General features: G+C 71.4%; 11 protein-coding genes. All 11 read left to right on the forward strand.

The genetic code is table 11. From position 1 onward, the window contains the following. Positions 1–498 precede the first annotated feature (498 nt). Positions 499–1,671 (forward strand): aromatic ring-hydroxylating dioxygenase subunit alpha, encoded by a 1,173-nt coding sequence (locus N4P33_RS26070; RefSeq protein WP_260829211.1) that lies wholly within the window; start codon positions 499–501, stop codon positions 1,669–1,671. A gap of 192 nt (positions 1,672–1,863) precedes the next feature. Next, a complete protein-coding gene (locus N4P33_RS26075; RefSeq protein ID WP_260829212.1) occupies positions 1,864–2,988 on the forward strand; it encodes a spermidine/putrescine ABC transporter substrate-binding protein in 1,125 nt (374 codons plus the stop codon). A 3-nt stretch (positions 2,989–2,991) separates the two neighbouring features. Next, positions 2,992–3,885 (forward strand): ABC transporter permease, encoded by an 894-nt coding sequence (locus tag N4P33_RS26080; protein ID WP_260829213.1) that lies wholly within the window; start codon positions 2,992–2,994, stop codon positions 3,883–3,885. Further along, positions 3,882–4,766, forward strand: coding sequence for an ABC transporter permease (locus tag N4P33_RS26085; protein ID WP_260829214.1), 885 nt, complete (start codon positions 3,882–3,884; stop codon positions 4,764–4,766). The genes N4P33_RS26080 and N4P33_RS26085 overlap by 4 nt, the downstream gene beginning before the upstream one ends. A gap of 4 nt (positions 4,767–4,770) precedes the next feature. After that, entirely contained in the window at positions 4,771–5,841 is a 1,071-nt protein-coding gene (locus tag N4P33_RS26090) for an ABC transporter ATP-binding protein (RefSeq protein ID WP_260829215.1), read from the forward strand. A 35-nt stretch (positions 5,842–5,876) separates the two neighbouring features. Further along, entirely contained in the window at positions 5,877–7,196 is a 1,320-nt protein-coding gene (locus N4P33_RS26095; protein WP_260829216.1) for an NAD(P)/FAD-dependent oxidoreductase, read from the forward strand. Then, positions 7,189–8,622: an aminobutyraldehyde dehydrogenase gene (locus tag N4P33_RS26100; protein WP_260829217.1), complete on the forward strand. Its 1,434-nt coding sequence runs from the start codon at positions 7,189–7,191 to the stop codon at positions 8,620–8,622. The genes N4P33_RS26095 and N4P33_RS26100 overlap by 8 nt, the downstream gene beginning before the upstream one ends. A 32-nt stretch (positions 8,623–8,654) precedes the next feature. Then, positions 8,655–9,074, forward strand: coding sequence for a hypothetical protein (locus N4P33_RS26105; protein ID WP_260829218.1), 420 nt, complete (start codon positions 8,655–8,657; stop codon positions 9,072–9,074). After that, on the forward strand, positions 9,071–9,376 hold the full coding sequence (locus tag N4P33_RS26110) for a hypothetical protein (protein WP_260829219.1): 306 nt from the start codon (positions 9,071–9,073) through the stop codon (positions 9,374–9,376). The genes N4P33_RS26105 and N4P33_RS26110 overlap by 4 nt, the downstream gene beginning before the upstream one ends. Positions 9,377–9,384: 8 nt before the next feature. Next, the gene (locus N4P33_RS26115; RefSeq protein WP_260829220.1) at positions 9,385–9,777 is read left to right on the forward strand and encodes a hypothetical protein; all 393 of its coding nucleotides are present in this window, start codon (positions 9,385–9,387) and stop codon (positions 9,775–9,777) included. A gap of 429 nt (positions 9,778–10,206) precedes the next feature. After that, on the forward strand, positions 10,207–11,446 hold a 1,240-nt coding region (locus tag N4P33_RS26120), incomplete at its 3' end, for a GAF domain-containing protein (protein ID WP_260829221.1).

The raw sequence follows: 11,446 nt of genomic DNA on the forward strand, positions 1-11,446 counted from the left end.
CGCTCGGCGGCGACGAGGGCGGCGGGCGGGTGGCCGGCCGCCGGTGCGCGCAGGGCGGCCACCGCGGCGGGCAGTTCCTGTTCGGGCTCGGGTGTGAGACCGAGCCATACCAGACTTCGGCGAGCGCTCATGCGTGCCTCCGGGGTCGCACCGCTCCGGTGGACCGGGGGAGCGGGGTGGCGCGGCGAACGAGATGCGGGTGCGGGGATGCTCCGGTGCCCGAGCGGGGAAGGGCGGGAGCCGTGCGGGTCCGTGGGACACGGACCCGGCGGACCGGACGGATGGATGCGTGAGGCGGCCGTACGGGACGGGTCATCCACTGCCCCACGACACTAACTAACCAATTAGTCAGGACACAAGTCTTGACTTGCCGATCCACGCCCCCCACTCTGACTAACCAATCAGTCAGCCGGAATCCGCCAGGTCACCCGTGTCCACCGCCGTTCCGGACGCAGCCTCACCGCCCATCGCCGCCGCAGCGGCGCGGAGGAGGACCCCATGCACCCCCCGATCACCCGGGCAGCCGTCCCCCCGGCCTCGCCGGCCTCTTCCCCCGGCCATCCCGGGGAAGCACTGCCCGCCCGCTACTACACCGACCCGGCCGTCGCGACGGCCGAGACCGAGCGCATCTTCGCCAAGTCCTGGCAGCTCGTCTGCCACGAGTCCGACCTTCCCGGCCCCGGGGCGCGGCTCGCCGCCACCGCGGCCGGACGGGAGGTCCTGGTCGTGCGCACCGAGGACGGCACGCTCGCCGCCCACCTCAACGTCTGCCGCCACCGCGGCACCCGGCTGGTCACGGAACCCGAGCCCTCGGGCAAGGCGATCCGCTGCCCGTACCACGGCTGGACCTACAAGCTGGACGGGCGGCTCGTCGGCGCCCCCGAGGCCCGCCGCATCCCCTGTCTGGACAAGCCGCGGCTGGGGCTGCACCCGGTCAAGGTGGAATCGTTCCTCGGCTTCGTCTTCGTCAACCTCGACCTCGACGCTGTCCCGCTCGCCGAGAGCTGCGCCGGTCTCGCCGAGGCCGTCGGCCGCTACGCGGGCCCGGGACTGGTTCCCGTGGGCAAGCACCGGATCCACGACCTGGCGGGCGGCGAGGAGCAGAACGCCAACTGGAAGGTGATCGTCGACAACTATCTGGAGGGCTACCACGTCCCCGTGGCGCATCCCTCGCTGATGCGGCTGCTGGACTACCAGGCGTACACCGTGGACGTCCAGGAGGACTACGTCCTCTTCGAGTCGCCGCTGCGCGACAAGCCGTCCTCGAACTGGACCGAGCGGCTCTACCAGCGACTGGCCACCCCGATGCCCGGGCTGACCGAGGCCGACCGCCGCGTATGGCGGTACGCCGTGATCTACCCGAACACGCTCATCGACTTCTACCCTGACCACGTGCTCGCGTGGACCGCGCTTCCCACCGCCCAGGACCGGGCGGCGATCCCCGGCGCCTTCTACACCCGGCACGGAGAGGGCATGCGCACCCGGCTGGCCCGCCGGCTGAACATCCACATCGGCTGGGTCACCAACGACGAGGACGCCGAGCTGGTGGAACGCGTCCAGGCGGGCCTCACCACGCCCGGCTTCGAGCCGGGTCCGCTGTCGCAGCGCGAGGCCGCCGTGGGCTGGTTCGCCCGCAAAGTCCGGGCCGATCTCGACGGGGACGGCCGGTGACACCCCGCCGCACGGCGGGCGCGCCGCACCCGCACGTCGTCCTCGTCAGGGCCGGCTTACCCCTCCCCCGCTGACGCACGCTCTCCCCCTCCCCCAGACCGGTTCCCCTCACGGAGTCAGGGCCTCCGTGAATCCCACACCCTCCGGTCCCGCCCTGGAGTTGTGCCGTTCCTCGACGAAAGAGGACGTTCCGTGTCCCCCGAGGTACCACCACCGACCCGACGCACCGTGCTGCGGGCGGGCGCCTGCGGACTGCTGGGCGCCGCGGTCGCAGGCTGCGGGTTCATGCCCGCCCAGACCCCCGACGCGAAGGACCTCGCCCCGGTCCGGCCCCGCGTCGACGGCGATCTCGTCTACTTCAACTGGGCCGACTTCGTCGACCCGTCCGTCTTCGAGGGCTTCGAGAAGGAGTACGGCGTCAAGGTCGTCCAGTCGAACTTCGACTCGATGGAAGGCATGGTCGCCAAGCTCAACGCGGGCAACCGCTACGACATCATCTTCCCCAGCGCCAAGTGGGCCCAGCGCCTCGCCCGGGGCGGCCGGCTGCGCCGTATCGACCACTCCCACCTCACCCACGCCGACGCGGTGTTCGGCGCGTACAGCTACTTCGCCGATCCCTGGTACGACCCGCACTCGGCGCACACCGTCCCCTTCACCGCCTACAAGACCGGCATCGGCTGGCGCCGCGACCGCATCGGCGAGCTGACCGGCTCCTGGGACGACCTGTGGAACGACCGGGCCAGGGGCAAGGTGTTCCTGCTGGACGACCGCGACGAGGTGCTCGGCATGGGCGCGCTGAAGCTCGGCCTCGACGTCAGCACCGGCGACCCGGGCGAGCTGAAACGCATCACCTCGCTCCTCGGCACCCTGCGCCCCCGGCTCCGCGGCTTCTCCAGCGACAGCTACAACAACCTCCTCAACGGCAACGCCGTGATCACCCAGGCGTGGAGCGGCGACATGGCCGCCATGCTCAACCAGGCCGAGGACCCCTCCGTGTTCGGCTTCCATGCTCCTCAGGAGGGCACGCCGATCAACTCCGACTGCTACGCCATCCCCTGGAACGCGCCCCACCCCGGCACCGCGATGCTCTTCATCGACTACATGCTCCGCCCGGAGAACGTGAGGAAGAACATCGAGTACATCGGCTATCCGATGCCGGTCGCCGGCTCCGAGAAGGTGTACGCGGCGCTGGTCGAGCCCTTCCCCGAGTGCCTCGTCACCGAGGACGACCTCGAGGCGGACCTGTTCTTCCGCAACGGCGGCCGCGCGGCGGAGGACGCCCGCGACACCGCCTGGACCCGTGTGAAGGCGGGCTGAACCATGACCCTGCTGCGTCACCGCTCCCCCACCCGCCGCCCGGACGCCAACGGCGCCCGCCTGTGGACCTGGCTCATGCTGCCCGGCACCCTGTGGATGACCGGGTTCCTCATCGCCTCGCTCGCGCTGGTCGCCGTCCTCGCCGTCGGCACCACCGACGACCTCGGCAACCCGCGCTTCGGTTTCGACCTCTCCGCCGTCCGCGCCCTGGCCGACCCCGCCTACACCGAGGTCCTGGCCCGCTCCCTGGGCTACTCGCTGCTGACCAGCGTGATCTGCCTGCTGATCGCCTACCCGGTGGCGTACACCATCGCCCTGTACGGCGGACGGTACAAGCACGCCCTGATCGCCGCGATCGTGGTGCCGTTCTTCGCCAACTACCTGGTCCGTATGTACGGCTGGTCGGTGGTCCTCTCCGACGACGGTCCCGTGCTGAGCGCCCTGCGCGCCGTGGGTCTGGCCGACGACGCCACGAAGATCCTCAACACCGGCTTCGGCGTGGTCGCGGGGCTCGTCTACGGCTTCGTCGTCTTCATGATCATCCCCTTGTACGCGGCCCTGGAACGCATGGACGTGTCCCTCATCGAGGCCGGACGCGACCTGTACGGCGGCCCCGTGCGCACCTTCTTCTTCGTCACCCTGCCCGCCACCCGCCAGGGCGCGGCGGCCGGGCTCGTCCTGGTCTTCCTGCCGGCCATGGGGGACTTCGTCAGCGCACAGCTCATGGGAGGCCCGGACCAGATCATGATCGGCAACCTCATCCAGGACAAGTTCTTCCAGGGCCAGAACTGGCCGCTCGGCTCGGCGCTCACCATGCTGCTGATGCTCGTGCTGCTCGTCGGAATGCTCGGCTATCTGCGGCGCACCCGCAAGGACGAGGCGGAGGCCCGCCGATGACCCTGCTGCGCCTGCCCTCCCCCGCCACCGCACCCGCGACGCCCCGCGCGCGTGCCCGCACCCGGCGCGGACGCGCCGACCGCAGACCCCGCCTCCTCGTGGCCGTCGTCGCGCTGTTCTTCGCGCTGTTGTATCTCCCGATCGCCGTGGTGACGCTGTTCTCGTTCAACGCGCAGAAGTCGCTGACCGTGTTCGACGGGTTCAGCCTGCGCTGGTACCGGGCCTTCGCCCGCGACGACGTCCTGATCTCCTCGCTGAGCACCAGCCTGCAGATCTCGCTGGTCGCGATGGCCGGTTCCCTCGTCCTCGGGGTCGCTCTCGCCCTCGGCCTGGTCCGCTGCCGCACCCGGCTCGGCTCGCTGGCCGGGCTGATCATGCTCGTCCCCCTGATCACCCCGGAGATCGTCACCGGCGTCGCCTCGATGCTGCTGTTCAAGGGCCTGGGCGTACCGCTGTCCACCGGCACGGTGATGCTCTCGGAGATCACCTTCTCCATCTCCTACGTCACCGTCATCCTGCGCTCCCGGGTCGCCGCGCTGAACCCCGAGGTGGAGGAGGCCGCGATGGACCTCGGTGCCACCCGCCGGCAGGCGGTCCGCCTGGTCACGCTGCCGGCCCTGCTGCCCGCGGTGCTCGCCGCCGCCGTACTGATCTTCGCGCTGGTCTTCGACGACTTCGTCCTCGCCTACTTCACCACCGGCGTCGACCCGCAGCCGCTGTCGGTACGCATCTACTCGGCGATCCGCTTCGGGGTCCAGCCCACCATCAACGCCGTCGGCACGCTGATGCTCGCCGGCTCCGTCTGCCTGATCGCCCTCGCCCTGTTCATTCCGCGCCTCTTCGGCCGCCGTGGCGGCCTCGACCTCCTCTCAGGGAAGTGACTCCATGGACGCGACTTACGCCGTCCGGCTCGACGGTGTCTCCAAGCGGTTCGCGGACTCCTACGCGGTCCGCGACCTCGACCTCGACATCGAGGCCGGCCACTTCTTCTCCCTGCTGGGCCCCTCCGGCTGCGGCAAGACCACCTCGCTGCGCATGATCGGCGGGTTCACCGACCCCACCGAGGGCTCGGTGCTGCTCGCGGGCGAGGACGTCACCGCGCTGCCGCCCAACAAGCGCAACGTCAACACCGTCTTCCAGAGCTACGCCCTGTTCGACCATCTGAGCATCGCCGACAACGTCGGCTTCGGCCTCAAGCGCAAGGGCGTCGCCAAGGCGGAGGTGCGCCGCCGCGTCGGCGAGATGCTGGAGCTGGTGCAGCTCGAAGGTCTCGCCGACCGCAAGCCCCGCACGCTCTCCGGCGGCCAGCGTCAGCGCGTCGCCCTCGCCCGGGCCCTCGTCAACCGACCGGCGGTGCTGCTCCTGGACGAGCCGCTTGCGGCCCTGGACCTCAAACTGCGCCGGCAGATGCAGGTGGAGCTGAAGCAGATCCAGCGCGAGGTCGGCATCACGTTCGTGTTCGTCACCCACGACCAGGACGAGGCGCTGACCATGTCCGACCGGATCGCCGTGATGAACAACGGCCGCATCGAGCAGTGCGGCACCCCCGAGGACGTCTACGAGCATCCGGCGAGCCGCTTCGTCGCCTCCTTCATGGGCACCTCCAACCTGATGAACGGCACGTACCGCGCCGGCGAGGTCGCCCTGGAGCGGGGTCCTGCCCTGCCGGTCGGGCACCGGGCCGGGCTGTCGGACGGCACCGCGGTCAGTGTGTCCGTCCGCCCGGAGAAGATCTGGCTGTCCGACTTCGAGCCGGGTATGTCGATGCTGTCCGGGGTGATCCGCGAGACCGTCTACAGCGGCCCCACCACGACCTACCTGATCGAACTCGCTCCCGGCGTCACGCTGTCGGTCCTGGAGCAGAACACCGCCCGCGCCCGGATGGAGGACCGCTGGAGCGGCGGGGAGACGGTCGAGTTCGGCTGGCGTCCCGAGCACTGCCTGGTCCTGGCCTGAGCCGCGCCCCCTCCCCCACCGACGAAAGCGAACCGATGCATCACGACGTGATCGTGCTCGGCGCCGGGCTGGCCGGGCTCGCCGCCGCCCGGGACCTGGCCGCCGCCGGCACCGACGTCCTCGTCCTGGAGGCCCGGGACCGGGTCGGCGGCCGGATCGAGCAGACCCGCACCCCCGACGGCCGCACCGTCCAGCTGGGCGGCGAAGTGGTCGGCCACGGCCACACCGCCTACCGGCGACTCGCCGAGGAGCTGGGCCTGAAGCTGATCCCCAGCTATGTCGAGGAGCCCGGCCGGATCACCCGGCTCACCCCCGAGGGCCGCTCGGCCGGTGATCCGCCGCACTGGTTCGGCCCCGGCGACGCGGCCCTGCACGAGCGGCTCGGCGCGGAGTTCAGCGCCCTGGCCGCCGGTGTCGACCCGGACGCCCCCTGGTCCCACCCGGACGCAACCGCCCTGGACCGGCTGTCCGTGGCGGACTGGCTGCGCTCCCGGCACGCCACCCCCGCCGTCGTACGGCTGTGGGACATCGGCCAACTGGCCCTGGCGGGAGGCTCGTACGAGCGGATCTCGCTGCTGGCGGCGCTGCGCAAGAGCGCGGCGGTCCCCGGCTCCGGGTCGGGCGACTACGACTACGACGACTGGGAGGGGCTGCGGCTCGCCGAGGGATCGGCCACGCTCGCCGAGGTCATGGGCCACGCACTCGCACCGCGCATCCGCCTGGGCTCCGCGGTCGCCGCCCTGGACATACGTCCCGGTCACTGCACGGTCCGCCTGGTCACCGGGGAGGTCCTCACCGCCGCGGCCGTGGTGAGCGCCCTGCCGGTGGGGCCGCTGAGGTCCGTCCACGTCACGGGCGTGAGCGATGCGCGCCTGGCCTCACTGCACCGGCAACGCCAGGCGACGGCGGCCAAGTTCGCCGCCGTCTACGACCGGCCGTTCTGGCGGGAGGCCGGCCTGAACGGGCTGTCCGAGTCCGAGGGCGTGCTGGGCAGCACCTGGCCGCAGAACGAGGGTGTCCTCTCCGCGCTGATCCCGCCGGAGCGCTACGGCGTCCTGCTGGGCACCCCGCCGCATCTGCGCACCCCGGAGCTGCTGACCGAGGTGGCCGCCCTGCTCGGCGAGGAGGCGCATCGGGCGACCTCCTGCCATCTGCGGCTGTGGGGCAGCGACCCGTGGACCCAGGGCTACGTCACCCAGTGGCCGCCGGGCGAGGTCATGGCCGTCGGCCCGCTGCACGGCACGCACGAACCCCCGTTCTACGTCTGCGGCTCCGATCAGTGGGTCGCCGGGTACATGGAGGGTGCGGTCCGTACGGGCCGCGCCGCCGCCGAGGAGGCGCTGCGCCGTGGCTGACCGTGCCGAGCTCACCTCCGTGCTCAACCACATCGGCGGAAAGGATCTGCCGGCCGCCTCCGGGGCCACCCTGCCGCTGACCGACCCGGCCACCGGGGGCGTACACGGCACGGCCCCGCGGTCCGGTGCCGAGGACGTCGACGCGGCCTGCCGTGCGGCGCTGGACGCCTTCGACGGCTGGTCGGTGACCACGCCGGCGGAGCGCCAGACGGCACTGCTGCGCATCGCCGACGCCCTGGAGGGGCGGGCGGCGGCCGTGACGGACGCCGAGGTGACCGACACCGGCAAGCCGCGCGCCCGGTTCCTCGCGGACGAACTGCCCGCGGTCGTGGACGTGTTGCGGTACTTCGCCGGAGCCGCACGCAACCTGCCGGGCGCCGCCGCCGCCGAGTACACCGCGGGGCGCACCTCGATCCTGCGGCGGGAGCCGGTCGGGGTGTGCGCGCAGATCACGCCGTGGAACTACCCGCTGATGATGGCCGTGTGGAAGATCGCGCCCGCGCTCGCCGCGGGCAACACGGTCGTACTGAAGCCGTCCGACACCACGCCGTCCTCGGCGACGCTGCTCGCCCGGCTGGCCGCCGAGCACCTTCCGCCCGGTGTGCTCAACGTCGTGTGCGGCGACCGGGACACCGGACGCCATCTGGTCGCCCACCCCGGCGTCCGGCTGGTCGCGGTCACGGGCAGTGTGCGCGCCGGGCAGGAGATCGCCGCGGCGGCGGCGGCCGACCTCAAGCGGCTCCATCTCGAACTGGGCGGCAACGCACCGGTGCTGATCCACGACGACGCCGATCTCGACGAGGCGGTGGCGCAGCTGTCGTCGCTCGCGTTCTACAACGCCGGCCAGGACTGCACGGCGGCCACCAGGATCCTCGTCCATCGCCGGGTCCATGACGCGTTCCTGGCAGCCTTCGCGGACCGGGCCGCACAGCTCGTGCCAGGCGCCCCCGACGACGCCCGCACCGACTTCGGCCCGCTCGCCAACGCCGCCCAACTGGCCTGTGTACGTGGCCTGCTGGAGCGGCTGCCGGGTCATGCCGAGGTCATCACGGGCGGCGGCGCACCGGACCGGCCGGGGTACTTCCACCGGGCTACGGTGGTCGCCGGGGTGCGGCAGCAGGACGAGATCGTGCGCAGTGAGGTGTTCGGGCCGGTCGTCACCGTCCAGCCCTTCACCGACGAGGCCGAGGCGCTCCGCCTGGCGGACGACGTCCCCCAGGGGCTCGCCGCGAGCGTGTGGACACGCGACCACGACCGCGCCATGCGCGCGAGCCGCGCACTGCACACGGGCATCGTCTGGGTCAACACCCACGGCACGACCGTCTCGGAGATGCCCCACGGCGGCGTACGCCACTCCGGCTACGGCAGCGACCTCTCCCTCACCGGCCTGCTCGACTACACCCAGGTCAAACACGTCATGCTGTGACACCCGGCGCGCGCGGACGCGGCGGTCAGGAAATGGCAGGGGGCGCGGATTGGGGAGAGCCGTATCCTCGCCGTGCTGCACAAGCCGTTGGTGGGTTCGGGCTGTTCGCGCTGGAGACGCTCCCGATCGGCGAGGAGTCCAGCCTGGACCCGCACCGGATGCTCGGCTACGCCTCGGAGGTCGTCGGCGTGATCCTCGTGGTCCTGCTGATCGTCGGCCGTCCGACGGGACGCGCGGTGGGCGCGGGGCTGGGGCTGTTCCTGGCGATGCTGGTGCAGCCGGTGCTGCAGAAGCACGGCGGCGGCGTTCCGGTCCTGGGTGCACTGCACGCGGCCAACGCCCTGGTCATGATCGCGCTGGCCTGGCTGATCGTACGGATCACTACCGCACAGCTGCGTGAAGCCGCCGCGGTCGAGGCGTCCTCCGCTCTCTTCGCCCGCTCAGGGCGGTGAGCGTGCCCGCAGGCATCGAGGTACCGGTGAGCGCCGACGACCGGCACCGGGTGTTCGCCGCGGTGCAGCAGCGTGCTTCGCCGCTGGCCGCTGAGGAGCTGAAGCGGCTGGAACACCGTACGAGCCTGACACCGACCGAACGGGCGGAGGTCGCGACGGTGCTGCGCCGGGTGACCTCCCGGCTGGTGCTGGTGCCGCTGAGCACCTGGCAGGGTGACAGGTCGGGGTCGCACGGACGGCGGTCTACGACTACTTCCCCGACAAGACCGCGCTGCTGCTGGCCTGGTCGGAGCGGGAGATGAGCCGCTTCATGACACTCGCGCAGCGGGAACTGGCCGAGCGCACGGATCCGGTCGACCGGCTGCAGATCCTGATCAAACTGGTGCTCACCGAGTTCTCCTTCCAGCGCGGCGCGGGCGCGTCCGTCGCGGCGATGCTGCCGCCCGAGGACCGCGCGGCGTTCTTCGAGCACGTCGCCCCGCTCGCCGCGCTCGTCGGCGACCTGCTGGAGGACGGCATGAACGAGGGCGTCTTCGTCCGGGCGGACACGGCGACGACCGGCCAGCTGATCATGGCCTGCCTGGAGACCCAGCGCACGGCACTCCTGGCCGGCGACAAGGTCCACGCCGCCGTCCAGCGAACCCTGCCGTTCTTGATGCGGGCCCTCGGCGTCCCCGAAGAACGCTGGGCGGGCGATTCGTGAACCTGCCCGCCGGCTTCCCTGCTCCCGCTTGCTTCGCCAACGGCTCGTTGTTCGCCTTGCACGGCTCGGGCGTGCGCTGCCATCTCATCGGCGCTCCCGCCGAGTTCCACGACCACCTCGCCGACGACGCGCATCACCCTGCACTCCGCTCTGGAATCCGCCTGGCGGGACTGGGAGTGAGGAGGCGGTCTCCGGCGATTCAGCGCGGTCACTCCGCGGGGATCTCGGACCGAGTCCTGAACAGGACACCGCTGCTGTAAACCGACGCCGGTGAAGGACCACGGGGCAGGCATCCGGGAGCCCGGCACCCTCAGGGAAGCGCGCTGCTGAACAGCGCCAGTTACCAGTTGCGTTCGGGTGCCGACAGGGCCGTTCAGGCATGATGAGGAGGTGCCAACGGCACTTATTCGTTTTCGGGAGGGAGCAGGGATGGCGGACAGCCCGGCACAGGGGCGCAAGGGTGTCCCGGGGGCGCCCCAGCTGCGGCTGGATGAGCTGCTGGAGGGTCTGCAGGCCCAGGTGGAGCAGGTCCGCGCGACCCGGGACCGGGTGCATACCCTGCTGGACGCGGTCCTGTCCATCGGCACCGACCTGGATCTCGACGTGGTGCTGCGCCGGATCACCGAGTCCGCCGTCACCCTGGTGGACGCCCAGTACGGGGCCCTGGGGGTGGTCGGCGAGGAAGGGAAGATCCGGCAGTTCATCACGGTCGGCATGGACGAGGACACCATCGAGGCGATCGGCCACTACCCCGAGGGCCAGGGCATCCTGGGTCTGCTGATCCGCGAACCGGAGCCGCTGCGCCTGGCCGAGCTGGGCCGCCATCCCGACTCCGTCGGCTTCCCCGCCGGGCACCCGCCGATGACGACGTTCCTGGGGGCACCGGTGCGGGTGCGCGACCAGGTCTTCGGCAACCTGTACCTGACCGACAAGCGCGGCGGGGCCGAGTTCGACGACGATGACGAGGCGGTGCTGCGCACACTGGCAGCGGCGGCAGGTGTCGCGATCGACAACGCCCGCCTGTACGAGGACTCGCTACGCCGCGAGCAGTGGCTGGCGGCGAGCAGCGACCTGACCCGCAGCCTGCTGTCCGGCACCGACCCCAACCAGGTCCTGCACAAGATCGCCGCCACCGTCAGGACACTCTCCGGCGCCGACCTGGTGACGCTGGCGGTACCGCTCACGGGCGGCGACGAGCTGGTGATCGATGCCGCCGACGGCCACGGCGCCGAGCAGGTGCATGGGCTGGTCCTGCCGGCCACCACTCTGGCCGCGAAGGTCTACCAATCCAATGAACGGATCACCAGCAGCGCCCTGTCCGAAGAGCCGCAGGCCGGGGGCGGCTCCGCCGCACAGATCGGTCTGGGGCCCGGATTCCTGCTCCCCCTGGGAGGCGGCGAGAACGTGCGCGGTGTCTTGCAGATCGCCAATCTGGCCGGCGGCGCGGAGTTTTCCGACGCCACCATGACCATGATCAGCGGGTTCGCCGACCAGGCCGCGCTCGCCCTGGAGGTCGCCGAGCACCGGCGCGAGGCCGAGCACCTCATGGTTCTGAGTGATCGCGACCGCATCGCCCGCGACTTGCACGACCTGGCCATCCAGCGGCTGTTCGCCTCCGGCCTCACGCTGAACTCGGTGCTGGGCCGCATCTCCGACCGGCCCCAGGTGG

Source organism: Streptomyces sp. 15-116A (assembly GCF_025290915.1).
Taxonomy (GTDB): Bacteria; Actinomycetota; Actinomycetes; order Streptomycetales; family Streptomycetaceae; genus Streptomyces.